Consider the following 15495-nt stretch of genomic DNA (forward strand, 5'->3'; position numbering starts at 1 on the left):
AATGAATGCGGTACGCTTTTCCCTGAAAGCTGTAAGGAGGTAACGATGATACCGACAATTTTCCCTTGTCTCCCGGATGCGACGCTCAGCGCCGTTAATACGGTGGGGCAGTGGCTGGCGCAGGATGACCTGCAAAGCGATCGGCCTGTGGATGTGGTCATTCTGACAGGTAACGCCGTGATCCCAACTATAGACGCGGCCTGCAGAGTGTCGGCAGAACAGAATGTGCCGCTACTCATAAGCGGTGGGATTGGGCATTCCACTACCTTCCTGTATGCCGCCATTGCGAAGCATCCCCGCTATAACACGCTTCCGACCACAGGCCGCGCTGAGGCAGCGATCCTGGCGGATATCGCAACGCGTTTCTGGAAAATCCCGGCGGAGCGGGTGCTGGTAGAAGATCAGTCCACCAACTGCGGCGAGAATGCACGCTTTAGCTGGGATATGATCAAACACCGCGGGTTGGAAGCTGAGCGTGTGCTGGTGGTGCAGGACCCAACCATGCAACGCCGCACGATGGCGACCTTTGCGCGCGTATGTCAGGACGAACCGGCCTCTCCGACGTGGGTGAGCCATCCGGGGCTGACACCCGTGCTGCAAAATGGCGATAACGGTCTGCGGTTTAGCGGCGTGAATAAAGGACTGTGGCCCGTTGAACGCTATTTGTCGCTGGTACTGGGTGAACTCCCGCGTCTGCGGGATGACATTAACGGCTATGGTCCCGCGGGGCGCGATTTTATTACCCATGTGGATATTCCTGCCGATGTTGATGCCGCGTGGCATGTTTTGCGTAATGACGTCATTCTCACCGACGCGCTGGCAAGCCGTTCTCTGCTTTAATCTGTTGCCCGTTTGCGCTCTCTTTTTCGCAAACGGGCACTTTATGTTGCCGGTTTGTAACTTAAATATTCGGCTGACCCGATTCTTCTATGAGATATCTCACAAAAACAGCCTGATAGAGTAGGAATGTGACGCTGTAATTGTAGTTTTTAACAATGAATTTACTTGTTGAAAACAGCGTAATTACAGGAGCAGGTCATGACAGTACCCGTACAACATCCTATGTATATCGACGGACAGTTTGTTGCCTGGCAGGGTGATGCCTGGATTGATGTGATCAATCCGGCCACCGAAGAGGTCATTTCCCGTATTCCCGATGGTTGTGCCGACGATGCGCGCAAAGCGATTGACGCGGCCGAGCGCGCGCAGGCTGGCTGGGAAGCGCTGCCCGCCATCGAACGTGCTCACTGGTTGCGTAAAATCTCTGCCGGGATACGTGAGCGCGTCAGTGAGATCAGCGCCTTAATTGTGGCCGAAGGCGGCAAAATTCAGCAACTGGCGGAAGTCGAAGTGAATTTTACCGCCGACTACATCGACTACATGGCCGAGTGGGCGCGCCGTTACGAAGGGGAGATTATCCAGAGCGATCGTCCTGGCGAAAATATCCTGGTCTTTAAACGTGCGCTCGGCGTCACTACCGGCATTCTGCCGTGGAACTTCCCGTTCTTCCTGATTGCCCGCAAGCTCGCTCCGGCACTGCTGACCGGCAATACCATCGTCATCAAACCGAGCGAATTTACGCCGAACAACGCCATTGCGTTCGCCAAAATTGTTGACGACATCGGGCTGCCGAAAGGGGTCTTTAACCTGGTGCTGGGGCGCGGTGAAACCGTGGGGCAGGAACTGGCAGGTAACCCGAAAGTGGCGATGGTGAGCATGACCGGTAGCGTCGTTGCGGGCGAAAAGATTATGGCGGCGGCAGCAAAGAATATCACCAAAGTGGGTCTGGAACTGGGGGGGAAAGCACCGGCGATTGTGATGGACGATGCCGACCTTGAGCTGGCGGTGAAAGCCATTGTTGATTCCCGTATGATCAACACAGGGCAGGTGTGTAACTGCGCTGAACGCGTTTATGTGCAAAAGGGGATTTACGATCGCTTTGTGAACCGTCTGGGCGAGGCGATGAAAGCCGTACAATTTGGCAACCCGGCTGAGCGCACCGATATCGCTATGGGGCCGCTGATCAACGCTGCTGCACTTGAGCGCGTCGAGCAGAAAGTGGCGCGCGCGGTACAGGAGGGGGCGAAAGTGGTGCTCGGCGGTAAAGCGGTTGAGGGGAAAGGGTACTTCTATCCGCCAACGCTGTTGCTGGACGTGCGTCAGGATATGGCGATCATGCATGAAGAGACGTTTGGCCCGGTTCTGCCGGTGGTCGCCTTTGACACGCTGGAAGAGGCACTGAAGATGGCCAACGACAGCGATTACGGTTTAACCTCTTCTGTTTATACGCAGGATCTTAACGTTGCCATGAAAGCGATTAAGGGGCTGAAGTTCGGTGAAACCTACATTAACCGCGAGAACTTTGAAGCGATGCAAGGGTTCCACGCCGGCTGGCGTAAATCCGGTATTGGTGGCGCGGACGGAAAGCACGGGCTGAATGAGTACCTGCAGACGCAGGTGGTCTATTTGCAGTCTTAATCAGATGATCCCCTCTCCGGTGAGAGGGGATCGCGAATTATAGCGCGGCGTATTTATCCAGCGTGCGCACCAGTTGCGTCACAAAGCCGTATTCGTTGTCGTACCACGCGACGGTTTTCACCAGCTGGATCTCTCCGGCCTCGGTCACTTCGGTTTGCGTCGCGTCAAATACGGAGCCAAAGTGCGAGCCGATCACATCAGACGAGACAATTTCTTCATCGGTGTAGCCAAATGAGTGATTGCCCTGAGTCGCTTTTTTCAGGGCATCATGGATCTCATCTACCGTCACTTTTTTCTCCAGGATCGCCACCAGTTCGGTCACAGAACCGGTTTTCACCGGCACGCGCTGCGCGTGGCCTTTCAGTTTGCCGCTAAGCGCCGGGATCACCAGCCCAATCGCTTTTGCCGCCCCGGTAGTATGCGGAATAATGTTTTCTGCCGCCGCGCGTGAGGCGCGAAGATCCTTCCCGCGTGGGCCATCCACCAGCGCCTGCGTACCGGTATAGGCATGAATGGTGGTCATCGTCCCCGCTTTAATACCAAACGCGTCATGCAGGGCTTTTGCCAGCGGTGCTAAGCAGTTAGTGGTGCAGGAGGCCACGGAGATAATGGTGTCACTGCTGTCAATGGTGTCGTCATTTACGTTGAACACAATGGTTTTCATCTCGCCCGCCGGGGCCGAGATCAGCACTTTTTTCGCGCCTGCATCCAGATGCGCGCGGGACTTCTCTTCCGAGGTATAAAAACCGGTACATTCCACAACGATATCCACGCCTGCCGCTTTCCACGGGATGTGTTTGGCCTCTTTTTCGGCGTACACCGAGATTGTTTTACCGTCGACAATCAGTGCGTCTTCGGTGAAATCCACGCTCCACGGAAAACCACCGTAGTTTGAATCGTGTTTGAGCAGATAGGCGAGCACTTTGGGGGAGGTGAGGTCATTGATGGCGACGACGGTGTTGCTGTCCTGGGTTTCAAGAAGACGACGTAATACAAGGCGTCCAATGCGTCCAAATCCGTTAATGCCAATTTTACTCATGATTTGCTCCTGTTGAACGTGTCGATACGACAGTTTGAACTTATCCAGGCTTAGACCATGACGGGGAGTGCGGCAATTGAAGATGCTTCATGCCAGGCGAAGTAATTGAAAAACCATACAGAAAAGTTAATGAATTTTTAAGGAAAGCTGGTTATGTTGGCGCTGTATTTGTCTTTTATCAGGAAACCATATGCGCACTAAATATACAGGCCTGCAAATTGGCATTCACTGGCTGGTGTTTCTGTTAGTTATCGTGGCCTATTGCGCCATGGAGTTCAGGGGCTATTTCCCGCGTAGCGACCGCCCGCTGATTAATATGATCCACGTTTCATGCGGTATCTCTGTCCTGGTACTGATGGTTGCGCGTTTGCTTATCCGTCTTAAGTTCCCGGCACCGCCTATTACGCCAAAACCGAAAGCGATGATCACCGGCTTGTCGCACCTCGGGCATCTTATTATCTACCTGCTGTTTATTGCGCTGCCCGTGATTGGCGTGGTGATGATGTATAACCGCGGCAATAACTGGTTTGCCTTCGGTATGGTGATGCCCCATGCGGCGGAAGGGAATTTTGACCTGGTGGATGTGCTGAAAGAGTGGCACGTCACGCTGGCAAACCTGGGCTATTTTGTGATTGGTCTGCACGCACTGGCAGCGCTGATGCATCACTATTTCTGGAAAGACAACACGCTGCTGCGCATGATGCCAAAAAAACGTCAGTAGCGGTCAACCTGTGCCGGGCAAGCGCAGCGCCACCCGGCATTTTTTTATTGCAGCAGAGCACGCTCTTCAGCGCTTAATTCCAGCGCCTGGGTTGACCCCGTTTCAGAAGACTTCACCGCTGCCTCCAGTACCGCCATCACCGCCAGGGCTTCGACCGGGTGTACCGGATTCTCGCTCTTCCCGGTCAGTGCATCATGTACGTTGAGGTAATACTGACGTTGATCGCCCTTCGGGGTTTTAACGCGCGAGGTTTCGCCGTTGGCATCAAACAGCACCATGTCGTCGCTGTCTTCCCCCCAGTGCTCACTGCCCGGAATCACACCTGCCAGTAACTGCACTTCCTGTTGATCGATGCGCCCTTTGAGCACGCTGGCTTTGTCGCCATGAACAGTGAAGCGGGATGTTCCGCCAGCAACCAGCATACTGCAGTGCAGAACGACTTTGTGTTCCGGATAATTCAGGACCACATGCGCCCAGTCGTTAATTTCCGCGCCGTCGCGCAGCGTGGCGATATTGCCCTGCACAGACTGCGGCAGGCCAAAAAGCTGTAGCGTCTGGTCAATCAGGTGTGGCCCCAGATCAAACCACAGGCCGCTACCGGGGACGTTTTGCTCCCTCCAGCGCACACGGACTTCCGGGCGGAAACGGTCAATATGTGACTCAAAATGTTTAACGTTGCCCAGCGTCCCTTGTTCGATAACCTGCTTAATGCCGAGAAAATCGCTGTCCCAGCGGCGGTTGTGAAAGACAGACAGCAACAGCTGCTTTTCTTTTGCCAGAGCAATCAGATCGCGCGCTTCCTGCATATCAAGGGTGAAGGGTTTATCCACCACCACATGTTTGCCCGAATGTAGCGCCAGCGTTGCCAGCGGCGCATGGGTGGCGTTAGGGGAGGCAATGACCACCAGGTCAATGTCCGGATGCTGAATGGCCTCTTCAGGCGTCCCAACGACGATGACGTCGGGAATATCACGTTTGACCTTTTCTTCATCACGAGAAGAAACCACCGCCAGCTTAAGCCCGTCGACGGACTGGATAAGTGGGGCATGGAAGGTTTTGCCCACAAAACCATACCCGATCAGCGCAACGTTAATTGTCTTACCGCTAACTTTATTCATGACTTTCTCCACGTTATTACGCGCAAACAGTGACGTGCAATGCGCTGTTGTCCCCAAGCTCTGCCCACGGACGATCTAAAAACAGTTGATGAATCCCGGATAATCCGGAAACCAGATAGGGCTCGCAATGGTTCAGTTTCAGATGATCGGCAACGATCCAGTGTTCATGGCTTGCCGCCAGCATCGCCCGTTTGACTTCCGCATCGGCCTCTTTGCTGGCGCTTAGGCCAAGCTGCGCATGAATGGCGCAGGCTCCGAGGATCGCGATATCCGCCCGGTAGCGGGAGAGCAGCGACAGCGTGGCGCTTCCGGCGAACAAGCGTTGCTTCTGGTCCCATCTCCCACCGAGCAGGATGAGCTCAATATCATCGCGATCGCTAACGTGTTGGGCGATATCCAGCGAGGTGGTGATCACCGTCAGCGGCCCTTTAAGAAAGCGTGCGACGGCCATTACCGTGCTGCCCGCGTCCAGAAATAGCGTTGAACCGGCTGGAACGCGTTCCGCCACCTGTTGACCAAGACGCTGTTTGGTTTGCGGCAGTAACGTGTTTCTGCTTTGACGATTCATAGCGGAAAGATTCAGTGCGATAGCGCCACCGTGGTTCTTTTGCGCCAGTCCCTGTTTTTCCAGCTCGGTGAGATCGCGGCGGATGGTATCAGCAGAAACCTGCAACTTCTCTGCAAGCTCCGTAATGCTGGCCTGGCCTTTCTCACTAATGATATCAAGCACATAATTTTGTCTGGCGGTTTTGTGCATGGGGGCTGAAATCCTGCAAAATGTCGCAATAAATTGCATATTACAGCATTTGTCAGAAAAAGGAATCGTTCATGGCAGGGGATATAAAGGAAGGCTTAAGGACAGCCTGAACGCTGGTGGCGATTGAAAATATCCACCAACGCCTTAACTGAATCGGTTGGTTTGGCTGGCTTTCCCGTCGGGCGTTAAATGTCGTCTCGGGTATAGCCGACAACAATTTCAAGGGTATTACGAATGACATCACAGGCTTCAGGCTCTTTTGTGATTTCGAGAGCATGAATCAATTGCAAAATAAGTTCTTTATTGGTGAGGTTATCCCCGCAGAGCATAATACAGCGTATCGCGGAGCCTAATACTTCTGCCTCATCATTGAGATGACTTCCCGCGTTGAGAAAATGTTCGGCCAGTCCTTTATCCTGTAGCGCTTCAAAAATGTTATTCTGCTGTCTCATGGCCTTACTCATGATTATCACCATATCCGTATTAATTAGTGTTTCTTGTCCGGGGGAATCAGGGTCTCTTTTTTGAACAGAGAGCGAATTCTTCCGACGTTATAATCGCCAATAACGCTTCCGCGATCGTGCGGGACGCCAGCGATCCTCTGGCGAACTTCATCTTCAGCCGCAATCAATGCATTTTTACGTTCATGATTCGATTCAACATTTGCCATCGTATGCAGTCGATTAGCCAGAGATGTAAAGGTGATTGGCCCGTGCTCTTTCAGTATCAATAATACGGCTTCACCAATTAAGTCATCTTTCAGTCGTTCAAACTTAGTTCTGTGCATAGCTTCAGTCTCACTCTGCTACACCCTGCAGGCTGTAACATTGGGTTAGTTAGCGCGTAATGGTGAATATATTCTCTTTCTCTGCGTAACCAACTTAGTAAGTTAAAAATCAGTATTCAAGTTAACGCTCGAAGAAGAGTGCGATGAGACCGTTATAGTGCGCCTTTTCAACCTCACAGGATGACTCTTCAATGCGACGCAACAGCTTTGTACAAATTGTCATTCTGCTCAATTGTACATTTTCTTTGATGATTTCACTGACGAGCAGCCCCAGCGTCTCCTGCTGAGTGGGTAAATTATTTTTGTTAAAATATAAGTTGATAGCGTTCTCTGCAGAAGAGGGAGCCTGATTGCGACGCATGATTAAACCACCGTTATCGAACATTTCATTAACATTGTTGTGATTGAATCTATACCATGAACAGAAATCTGTACAGTTAAATTGTACAAGTTTTTTTCGGGCAGGAGAAAAGATCCCGGCCTCGTCACATATTTTCTGGATCTCTGCAATACTTTAACCATGCCATAAAGGAGGGTATGCCATGCAAGACGGTTACTATTGGATTAAGTTCAGAGGCATTGTTCAGAAAGCCTATTATTCAGACGTTCTTATTACCGACGTTGAAAATGGTGGAACGTCGCGGGGAGTCTGGCACTTGCTGGGCGAAGAGATCGACGTCTGCTCGGGTGCGGAGGCCGTTATTTTGTCCGGTCTGATAGGTACAGGTGTTTCTGGTCAGCGGTGATCCTGCAGGGAGCGTAAAGAATAAGGCCCCGCGGGGCCTGATATTATTTGCGACCCAGTAACAGCCCCAGAACCACACCAACTGCACCTGCAGCAATTAACCCTGACAGAGGGTTATTTCTGACGGCTTCAGTTACATCGGAAACGGCGTCACTGGCCTGTGCAGCGTATTTTTTAGCCGCACCTTTAACCTGATGTTTTGGTGAATCAACAAATTCGCCAAACTGCTGTTGCGCAGAGCCTGCCAGTTCGTCGAGTTTATTTTCCGCTTTATCACCTGCGTATTTAGCATGTTTATCAGCTTCGAAATCAGACATTGTTACCTCCTTTTGTTAATACATTCTTTTGTTAATACACTAAGGATAGACTCTCTTTGCTGAACGGGGAGGCTGAACGTTGAAATCCATCCTTTTTAGGATATGTCTCCATCGCAATGCTGGCTGACGACGCACGTGTTCACAGGGGACGACCCTTTTCTGAGGGAATCAGTATGTCATGAAGTGACGACCTGATTATTTTTTTGCATAAGCAAATATATGGCTGTACTGAAAAAAACGTACAAAACAAAATCCATAATTAATTCGTCTCTATATATTTCAAAATTGCTCAGCAATAGCATACTGCGTGTCAGGCGGAATAACTTTATAGAGTGTGAGTAGTGACAGAAATACGACCGCACACCATAGAAGTGCCATCTTCATTAATAAACCCGCACAACGCCATGAGCGATCGTATCGTTTCCCAGGTACTGTTCGGCTTTACATCAGGACTATAAAAAATTACTATACCCCCCTATAGTATATAAAGGAGTGCATATGCCGCATTCACCGCAGGATAAAAAACGCATCCTGACTCGCGTCCGCCGCATTCGGGGCCAGGTTGATGCCCTCGAACGTGCGCTGGAATCCGGCGATCCCTGTCTGGCCATCCTGCAGCAAATTGCCGCCGTGCGCGGGGCTGCCAATGGTCTGATGGGCGAAATGGTCGAAATTCACCTCAAAGATGAGCTGGTGACGGGGGAGACAACTCCCGATCAGCGGGGAGTACGAATGGCAGAAGTCGGCCATTTGCTGCGCTCTTATCTAAAATAAACCCACAGACATCACATAAGGGAAGTCATTATGAAATCTCGCGCAGCTGTCGCATTTGGCCCAGGCCAGCCGCTTAAAATCGTTGAAATCGACGTTGCACCGCCAAAAAAAGGCGAAGTGCTGATCAAAATCACCCACACCGGCGTATGTCATACCGATGCGTTTACCCTGTCAGGTGATGACCCTGAAGGCGTGTTCCCGGCGGTGCTCGGCCATGAAGGGGGCGGTATCGTGGTGGAAGTGGGTGAGGGCGTCACCAGCCTGAAACCGGGCGACCATGTTATTCCGCTCTACACCGCTGAATGTGGCGAGTGTAAGTTCTGTAAATCCGGCAAAACCAACCTCTGCCAGGCGGTGCGCGCCACGCAGGGGAAAGGCCTGATGCCAGACGGCACCACCCGTTTCTCTTATAACGGTGAGCCAATCTACCACTACATGGGCACCAGCACCTTTAGCGAATACACCGTTTGCGCGGAGATCTCGCTGGCGAAGGTCAACCCACAGGCACCGCTGGATAAAGTCTGTCTGCTGGGCTGTGGCGTGACCACCGGTATTGGCGCGGTGCATAACACCGCGAAGGTTAAAGAAGGTGATACCGTTGCGGTATTCGGTCTGGGCGGGATTGGCCTGGCGGTGATCCAGGGCGCGGTACAGGCAAAAGCCGGTCGTATCATCGCAGTGGATACCAACCCGGAGAAATTCAAACTGGCTGGCGAAATGGGCGCGACCGATTTCGTGAACCCGAAAGATTACGATAAACCGGTTCAGGACGTGATTGTTGAACTGACCGACGGCGGCGTTGACTTCAGTTTTGAATGTATTGGTAACGTCAATGTGATGCGTTCTGCGCTGGAATGCTGCCATAAAGGCTGGGGCGAGAGCATTATCATTGGCGTGGCGGGGGCAGGCCAGGAGATCAAAACCCGTCCGTTCCAGCTGGTGACAGGGCGCGTATGGCGCGGGTCGGCATTCGGGGGCGTGAAAGGTCGTACCCAGTTGCCGGGTATGGTTGAAGAGGCGATGGCCGGGAAAATCCAGCTCGATCCTTTCATCACTCACCGCCTGCCGCTGGATCAGATCAATGAGGCGTTCGACCTGATGCACGAAGGCAAATCCATTCGTACCGTTATCCATTTCGGTGACAACTGATTATTCTGCCAGCGGTTTTTTTACCGCTGGCTTTTCTTTAATAATCTTCTCTAAAGTGTGACCTGTCTGGCGCTTTTAGCCGTAATCTAATTTCCCGTTGTGCCGATGACTATTTCACAGGCGTGTTTTTACGCATCTTACCTATAAAGAGAGTCGACGGTCATGGACAACACAACATCGGTGCAGGCGCAGCACAAGCTGAGCTTCCTGCATCATATCAGGCTGGTTCCGCTGTTTTCCTCCATTCTCGGTGGCATCATTCTTCTGTTTGCTTTGAGCGCTGGTCTGGCAGGATATTTCCTGTTACAGGCCGATAACGATCAGCAGGATGTCACATCTGAAATCCAGGTGCGTATGGGGCTATCGAATAGCTCGAACCATTTGCGTACCGCACGCATCAATATGATCCACGCAGGTGCTGCGAGTCGTATTGCTGAAATGGACGCAATGAAGAAGAACATCAGCGAGGCAGAAACCCGCATTAAGCAATCGCAGGACGGTTTTGCCACGTACATGAATCGCAGTGTTCGTAGCCCTGCGGACGAAGCGCTGGATGCCGACCTGAAAGCGCGTTACGAGGCGTATATCGCGGGTCTTCAGCCGATGCTGAAATTCGCCAAAAACGGCATGTTTGAAGCCATCATCAACCACGAAAATGAAACCGCACGTCCGCTGGATGATGCCTACAATGACGTGCTGATGAAAGCCATTAAAATCCGCACCGACCGCGCTAACGCCCTCACGAAACAGGCTCATACCCGTACACAACTGGGCCTGATGTTTATGGTGGGGGCTTTCGCGCTGGCGCTGGTGCTGACGGCAATGACCTTTATCGTACTGCGCCGCACGGTGATTAACCCACTGCAACGCGCCGCCACGCGCATCGCGAACATTGCGAAGGGTGATCTGACGATGCCGGATGACGCGGCAGGACGCAGTGAAATCGGCCGTCTGACGCGTGATCTGCAAACCATGCAGCATTCACTGGTGACGACGGTAGGCACTGTGCGTCAGGGGGCGGAAGAGATCTATCGCGGTACCAGCGAGATTTCAGCCGGGAATACCGATCTCTCATCACGAACCGAGCAACAGGCCGCCGCCATTGAGCAGACGGCTGCGAGCATGGAACAGCTGACGGCCACCGTGAAGCAGAACGCCGATAACGCTCACCATGCCAGCAAACTGGCGGAAGATGCGTCCGGCAAAGCCAGCCGTGGCGGTCAGATGGTGTCTGGCGTGGTGAAAACGATGGGGAACATCTCCACCAGTTCGAAGAAAATTTCTGAAATCACGGCGGTTATCAACAGCATCGCCTTCCAGACCAATATTCTGGCGCTTAACGCGGCGGTAGAAGCAGCGCGAGCCGGTGAGCAAGGTCGTGGTTTTGCGGTGGTGGCGAGTGAAGTGCGCACCCTGGCAAGCCGCAGTGCGAATGCGGCAAAAGAGATTGAAAGCCTGATCAATGAATCCGTCTCGCTGATTGACCAGGGTTCCGGTGAAGTCGTGGCGGCGGGTAACACCATGAATGAAATCGTCGAGGCGGTTAAACGCGTCACCGATATCATGCTGGAAATTGCCGCTGCGTCTGATGAGCAGAGCCGTGGAATCGTGCAGGTCAGCCAGGCGATTTCAGAGATGGATAAAGTCACCCAGCAGAACGCCTCGCTGGTGGAGGAAGCCTCCGCCGCCGCCGCGTCACTGGAAGAACAGGGCGCACGACTGACCGAGGCGGTCGGGGCGTTTCGTCTTAACGGGGCGAAGACTGGCCGCACGGTGACGTCTGCGCCAGTGGCAATGAGCGCGCCATTGCGCCCGGCGACGACGGTTTCCGGGGATAACTGGGAGACGTTCTGAGTGGCGTGTTGTGTCGGGTGGCGGCTTCGCCTTACCCGACCTACATACCGGCCTACAAAAAAGGGACCTCTCGGTCCCTTTTGTCATCTGTTACTTCTTATCCGGTAACGCATACGCAATCACATAATCACCCCGATCCGGGGACTGGCGCGCGCCGCCCGCATTAATGATGATGTACTGTTTGCCGGTTTTCGGTGAAACGTAGGTCATCGGGCCGGACTGGCTGCCCACAGGCAGGCGGTCTTTCCAGATCTCTTTCCCGGTTGCGGTATCAAACGCACGCAGGTAGAAGTCCTGAGTCCCGGCAAAGAACAGCAGGCCAGACTGCGTCGACAGTGACGCGCCCAGTGTCGGCATCCCGATTGGGATCGGCATATGCATGCGAATGCCGAGCGGACCGGTATCTTCCACGGTGCCGACCGGAACCTGCCACACCAGCTTGCCTGATTTGAGGTCAACCGCTGACAGGGTGCCAAACGGTGGCTTCTGACACGGAATACCCAGTGGCGACAGGAAACGCTCGCGCATTGCGCCGAACGGCGTGCCGTCCATTGGTACAATCCCCATCTCAATGCCGCTGGCGTTTTTCGCGACGTTCGCGCGTGGCACCATATAGTTTGCCAGCCCCAGACGCATATCATTAACGAACATCAGGCTATTGTTCGGATCAACCGACACGCTGCCCCAGTTCATACCGCCGAGCGAGCCAGGGAACTGCAGGGAGCGGTCCAGCCCAGGCGGCGTAAAGACACCCTGGTGACGCATCTCTTTAAACTGAATGCGGCACAGCAGCAGGTCGACAGGCGTGGCACCCCACATGTCGGACTCCGTCAGCGTCTGGTTACCAATCATCGGCATACCAACAGAGTAAGGCTGAGTGGGTGAGTAGCGCTCACCCTCAACGTTACCGGCAGGAACAGGGCGCTCTTCCACTTTGGCAACCGGCTTACCGGTTTCACGGTTGAGCATAAAGATCATGCCCTGCTTACTGGTCTGCACCAGCACAGGCGTTGTGCCACCTTTACCGTCTGGCAGATCGTACAGCAGCGGCTGAGAAGGCAGGTCAAAGTCCCACAGATCGTGATGGGTGGTCTGGAAATGCCAGCGCACCTGACCGGTCGTTGCGTCAACCGCAACAATGGACGAACTGTATTTATCATCCAGCGCAGTACGTTCACCCGCCCAGAAGTCTGGCGTGGCATTTCCGGTCGGCAGATAGATCAGATTCAGCTTTGCGTCGTATGCCATAGCAGACCAGACGTTCGGCGTACCACGCGTCCAGGTCTGGCCTTCCGGCGGCAGGCCGGTCAGCGCGGGATTGCCTGGGTCCCACGCCCATGCCAGCTTACCGGTATGCACGTCATAAGCTCGCACCACGCCCGGCGGTTCACCGGTGGAGAAGTTATCCGCCACGCGTCCGCCGATCACCACCACGTTCCCCGCCACCAGTGGCGTAGACGTCTGCTGGTAATAGCCCGGTTTGATTTCACCCATGCCCACGCTCAGGTCAACGGTGCCGTGGTCGCCAAAATCGTCACAAAGGTTGCCGTTGTCGGCATTGATGGCAATCAGGCGTGCATCGGTCGTCGGGAGGAACAAACGACGGGAACAGGCCGCAGGCTTTGTTTCTGTTTGTGACGTTGTCACGGTTGAGCGATCTTCGAAATAGCCCAGGCCACGGCAGCGCTGCCAGTTAGGAGCCGTGGCTTTTGAATCGTAACGCCATTTCTCTTTACCGGAGTCCACATCCAGCGCCAGCACTTTACTGTATGGCGTACAAACATACAGAGTGTCGCCAACCTGTAACGGGGTGTTCTGGTCTTCCGCGCCGGAGCCGTTGCTCTGTGGAATGTCACCCGTGTGGGCAACCCAGGCCACTTTCAGTTCGCTGACGTTCTGTTTGTTGATTTGATCCAGTGCGGCGAAGCGATCGCCGTGGGTGGTGTTGCCCCAGTGTTCCCAGTTTTTTTGCTGTTCACCGGGCGCAACCGGTTTTACCGGAACCGGCTCGTTAGCCGCCACAAGCGTTTGTGGTTTAAACATCCAGCCAAGGCTCACCAGCATCGCCACGGCCAGCACGGCGGCTATGCTAAATGCAGGGGCTTTGTTGATCGGTGTACTGCTGTTTGCTGCCCGCAGGAAAGGCCAGACAATGGCGCACAGCAGGGCGAGAACGGCGAAGGTAAACAGGCGCGAGAAGAGCGGCCAGAAATCCCAGCCCGCATCGCTCACCGCCCAGAATAGTGATGCAATAAACGCAATTGCGTAGAGAATGATCCCGCTAATCCGACTGGCGAAAATCAGGATAGCAGCAATCACCATCACCACGCCCATGATCAGGAAGTACCTACTTCCGCCTGCTGTGGCGAGCCTGAAGCCCAGCCCGCCAACTGCCAGACCGATGAGCGCCATCAGTCCGGCAAGAAGCCACTGCAGGATACGAGGTATCCCACGCGGCGCGTTGCCAAAAGCCATTTCTGTCTCCTTAAATACTCCCACCTCTTCAGGTTTATGCTGTGCGGCATCTGTACCAGTTGGATAACTGAAGGCGAGAGTTACGATGGTTTACGGTTGAAAACCGTTTAAATAGCGTAGGAATTCACGACTAAAAAATCACATGCGAACCATTTGGTGAATTCGCCGCTATGATAAAACTGTTAAATTGTTTTGCGCAATTGTTAATGAAAGATTTCGCATTATTTGATTAAAGGGCAGATATACCCGCCGTGGCGGCGGGCGAAGGAAGGATGAAGCGATGATCAGGCTGGCATGGACTTGCGGATGGCGCTGAGTAGCGTCTGCGCGCCTGAGGAGAGCGGGGCATCCACACGGGTCAGGACCCCAATTGGTTCACCTGCGCCAGGGGAAGTAACCGGCAAGGCGGTGAGCGTACCACGGCGTAAATCGTCTTTGACTGCACCGGATGGCACGAACCAGACGTAGTCATAATCCACGGTAAGCTGACGAGAAAGGGAAGCCGACAGGGTTTCAATGCACCCGGCAGGTAGCGAACAGCCCTGCATTTGCAGCAACGCCTCGGCATTCTGACGCGGCACTGTTCCTTTTGGTGATACCACAACAGGCCACTCCATTACTCGGCTTAACGTGACGGTATCATGTAAAAGCGGATGATTGGGACGCACGACCAGCTTCAGCGATTCCAGGAACAAAAGTTCATAGTTAAGCCCGCTCATCAGTTCAGGATCGGACATCCGGCCGATACCGAGATCCAGCTCTCCTGATTTTAGCCCCGCAAGCAGCATGGTGTTATTCATGGTTGCGACCTGAAGCGTGGCGTGCTTTTGCTGCTTGTGGAACTGACCAATTACAGCAGGCAAAATGCCCAGCGCCGCCGTCGGGAGAGCCCCCACACGCACAATATCGCTGGCCGGCTCCTCTTTGCGGTTTAACGCCTGACCCGCCGTATTAAGCGCATCGAGAACTTTCACCGCGTGCGTCAGAAATTGCTCGCCCACAAGCGTAAGTTGCGCGCCAAGGCGACCACGATCGAACAATCGGGTTCCGGTAAGCTGTTCCAGCTCGTTCAGTGTTTTCGACAACGCGGGCTGACTGAGGTTAAGGGTTTCAGCCGCTCGCCCCAGCGTTCCCTGTTGAGCGACGGCCACAAATGTATGTAAATGGCGCAAGCGTATGCGCTGACTGAACAGACCATTTTTTTCCATAGGCGATGTTAAAAACAGAGCGATGCGGGTGACAAGTTAAGTTGTTTAATTTTGATAACTTGATAGCAAAATA

16 protein-coding genes are annotated in these 15495 nt (G+C 53.6%); 7 read left to right on the forward strand and 9 right to left on the reverse strand.

Annotated elements, in window-relative coordinates:
- Positions 1 to 45 precede the first annotated feature (45 nt).
- Positions 46 to 840, forward strand: coding sequence for a YdcF family protein (locus EoCCA6_RS00950; protein ID WP_152081047.1), 795 nt, complete (start codon positions 46 to 48; stop codon positions 838 to 840).
- Between the two features lie 198 nt (positions 841 to 1038).
- Positions 1039 to 2478 (forward strand): aldehyde dehydrogenase, encoded by a 1440-nt coding sequence (aldA, locus tag EoCCA6_RS00955; protein WP_152081048.1) that lies wholly within the window; start codon positions 1039 to 1041, stop codon positions 2476 to 2478.
- Between the two features lie 37 nt (positions 2479 to 2515).
- Here the strand turns inward: aldA and gap are convergent, their stop codons facing one another.
- Positions 2516 to 3517, reverse strand: coding sequence for a type I glyceraldehyde-3-phosphate dehydrogenase (gap, locus tag EoCCA6_RS00960; protein ID WP_152081049.1), 1002 nt, complete (start codon positions 3515 to 3517; stop codon positions 2516 to 2518).
- A gap of 190 nt (positions 3518 to 3707) precedes the next feature.
- Here gap and cybB point away from each other — a divergent pair, with 190 nt between their 5' ends.
- Positions 3708 to 4238 (forward strand): cytochrome b561, encoded by a 531-nt coding sequence (gene cybB, locus EoCCA6_RS00965; protein ID WP_152081050.1) that lies wholly within the window; start codon positions 3708 to 3710, stop codon positions 4236 to 4238.
- Positions 4239 to 4282: 44 nt separating this feature from the next.
- On the opposite strand, the gene EoCCA6_RS00970 is transcribed toward cybB, so the two are convergent.
- The 5 genes from EoCCA6_RS00970 to ycgZ all read right to left on the reverse strand — a co-directional run bounded on the left by EoCCA6_RS00970 (position 4283) and on the right by ycgZ (position 7261).
- Positions 4283 to 5356 carry an oxidoreductase gene (locus EoCCA6_RS00970; RefSeq protein WP_152081051.1) on the reverse strand — a complete coding sequence of 358 codons (1074 nt, stop codon included), beginning with the start codon at positions 5354 to 5356 and terminating at the stop codon, positions 4283 to 4285.
- 16 nt (positions 5357 to 5372) lie between these two features.
- The gene (locus tag EoCCA6_RS00975) at positions 5373 to 6113 is read right to left on the reverse strand and encodes a DeoR/GlpR family DNA-binding transcription regulator (protein WP_152081052.1); all 741 of its coding nucleotides are present in this window, start codon (positions 6111 to 6113) and stop codon (positions 5373 to 5375) included.
- A gap of 185 nt (positions 6114 to 6298) precedes the next feature.
- Positions 6299 to 6577: a biofilm development regulator YmgB/AriR family protein gene (locus tag EoCCA6_RS00980; protein WP_152081053.1), complete on the reverse strand. Its 279-nt coding sequence runs from the start codon at positions 6575 to 6577 to the stop codon at positions 6299 to 6301.
- Positions 6578 to 6600: 23 nt separating this feature from the next.
- Positions 6601 to 6900, reverse strand: a complete 300-nt coding sequence (locus EoCCA6_RS00985; RefSeq protein ID WP_152081054.1) for a hypothetical protein — start codon at positions 6898 to 6900, stop codon at positions 6601 to 6603.
- 121 nt (positions 6901 to 7021) lie between these two features.
- Entirely contained in the window at positions 7022 to 7261 is a 240-nt protein-coding gene (gene ycgZ, locus EoCCA6_RS00990; RefSeq protein ID WP_152081055.1) for a regulatory protein YcgZ, read from the reverse strand.
- Positions 7262 to 7442: 181 nt separating this feature from the next.
- Between ycgZ and EoCCA6_RS00995 the strand changes: the two genes are divergently transcribed.
- A complete protein-coding gene (locus tag EoCCA6_RS00995) occupies positions 7443 to 7646 on the forward strand; it encodes a hypothetical protein (protein ID WP_152081056.1) in 204 nt (67 codons plus the stop codon).
- Between the two features lie 43 nt (positions 7647 to 7689).
- Here the strand turns inward: EoCCA6_RS00995 and EoCCA6_RS01000 are convergent, their stop codons facing one another.
- Positions 7690 to 7962, reverse strand: a complete 273-nt coding sequence (locus tag EoCCA6_RS01000) for a CsbD family protein (protein ID WP_152081057.1) — start codon at positions 7960 to 7962, stop codon at positions 7690 to 7692.
- 498 nt (positions 7963 to 8460) lie between these two features.
- Here EoCCA6_RS01000 and EoCCA6_RS01005 point away from each other — a divergent pair, with 498 nt between their 5' ends.
- From EoCCA6_RS01005 to EoCCA6_RS01015, 3 genes are all read left to right on the forward strand, one after another.
- Entirely contained in the window at positions 8461 to 8736 is a 276-nt protein-coding gene (locus EoCCA6_RS01005; RefSeq protein WP_152081058.1) for a metal/formaldehyde-sensitive transcriptional repressor, read from the forward strand.
- 30 nt (positions 8737 to 8766) lie between these two features.
- A complete protein-coding gene (locus EoCCA6_RS01010; protein WP_152081059.1) occupies positions 8767 to 9885 on the forward strand; it encodes an S-(hydroxymethyl)glutathione dehydrogenase/class III alcohol dehydrogenase in 1119 nt (372 codons plus the stop codon).
- Between the two features lie 162 nt (positions 9886 to 10047).
- A complete protein-coding gene (locus EoCCA6_RS01015; protein WP_152081060.1) occupies positions 10048 to 11739 on the forward strand; it encodes a methyl-accepting chemotaxis protein in 1692 nt (563 codons plus the stop codon).
- 90 nt (positions 11740 to 11829) lie between these two features.
- Here EoCCA6_RS01015 and EoCCA6_RS01020 read toward each other — a convergent pair whose 3' ends face one another.
- Together EoCCA6_RS01020 and EoCCA6_RS01025 are read right to left on the reverse strand one after the other, a co-directional pair.
- On the reverse strand, positions 11830 to 14214 hold the full coding sequence (locus EoCCA6_RS01020) for a glucose/quinate/shikimate family membrane-bound PQQ-dependent dehydrogenase (protein ID WP_152081061.1): 2385 nt from the start codon (positions 14212 to 14214) through the stop codon (positions 11830 to 11832).
- A gap of 284 nt (positions 14215 to 14498) precedes the next feature.
- A complete protein-coding gene (locus tag EoCCA6_RS01025; protein WP_152081062.1) occupies positions 14499 to 15422 on the reverse strand; it encodes a LysR substrate-binding domain-containing protein in 924 nt (307 codons plus the stop codon).
- Between the last annotated feature and the right edge of the window lie 73 nt (positions 15423 to 15495).

Source organism: Enterobacter oligotrophicus (assembly GCF_009176645.1).
GTDB classification, from domain to species: Bacteria; Pseudomonadota; Gammaproteobacteria; order Enterobacterales; family Enterobacteriaceae; genus Enterobacter; species Enterobacter oligotrophicus.

What these genes read in the sequence shown, in the direction of transcription:
- EoCCA6_RS01015 (WP_152081060.1), top strand. Translation starts at nt 10,048, where the DNA reads ATGGACAACACAACATCGGTGCAGGCGCAGCACAAGCTGAGCTTCCTG.
- EoCCA6_RS00970 (WP_152081051.1), bottom strand. Translation starts at nt 5,356, where the DNA reads ATGAATAAAGTTAGCGGTAAGACAATTAACGTTGCGCTGATCGGGTAT.
- EoCCA6_RS00985 (WP_152081054.1), bottom strand. Translation starts at nt 6,900, where the DNA reads ATGCACAGAACTAAGTTTGAACGACTGAAAGATGACTTAATTGGTGAA.
- aldA (WP_152081048.1), top strand. Translation starts at nt 1,039, where the DNA reads ATGACAGTACCCGTACAACATCCTATGTATATCGACGGACAGTTTGTT.
- EoCCA6_RS00995 (WP_152081056.1), top strand. Translation starts at nt 7,443, where the DNA reads ATGCAAGACGGTTACTATTGGATTAAGTTCAGAGGCATTGTTCAGAAA.
- EoCCA6_RS00975 (WP_152081052.1), bottom strand. Translation starts at nt 6,113, where the DNA reads ATGCACAAAACCGCCAGACAAAATTATGTGCTTGATATCATTAGTGAG.
- ycgZ (WP_152081055.1), bottom strand. Translation starts at nt 7,261, where the DNA reads ATGCGTCGCAATCAGGCTCCCTCTTCTGCAGAGAACGCTATCAACTTA.
- EoCCA6_RS01010 (WP_152081059.1), top strand. Translation starts at nt 8,767, where the DNA reads ATGAAATCTCGCGCAGCTGTCGCATTTGGCCCAGGCCAGCCGCTTAAA.
- EoCCA6_RS00950 (WP_152081047.1), top strand. Translation starts at nt 46, where the DNA reads ATGATACCGACAATTTTCCCTTGTCTCCCGGATGCGACGCTCAGCGCC.
- EoCCA6_RS01020 (WP_152081061.1), bottom strand. Translation starts at nt 14,214, where the DNA reads ATGGCTTTTGGCAACGCGCCGCGTGGGATACCTCGTATCCTGCAGTGG.
- EoCCA6_RS01005 (WP_152081058.1), top strand. Translation starts at nt 8,461, where the DNA reads ATGCCGCATTCACCGCAGGATAAAAAACGCATCCTGACTCGCGTCCGC.
- gap (WP_152081049.1), bottom strand. Translation starts at nt 3,517, where the DNA reads ATGAGTAAAATTGGCATTAACGGATTTGGACGCATTGGACGCCTTGTA.
- EoCCA6_RS00980 (WP_152081053.1), bottom strand. Translation starts at nt 6,577, where the DNA reads ATGAGTAAGGCCATGAGACAGCAGAATAACATTTTTGAAGCGCTACAG.
- EoCCA6_RS01025 (WP_152081062.1), bottom strand. Translation starts at nt 15,422, where the DNA reads ATGGAAAAAAATGGTCTGTTCAGTCAGCGCATACGCTTGCGCCATTTA.
- EoCCA6_RS01000 (WP_152081057.1), bottom strand. Translation starts at nt 7,962, where the DNA reads ATGTCTGATTTCGAAGCTGATAAACATGCTAAATACGCAGGTGATAAA.
- cybB (WP_152081050.1), top strand. Translation starts at nt 3,708, where the DNA reads ATGCGCACTAAATATACAGGCCTGCAAATTGGCATTCACTGGCTGGTG.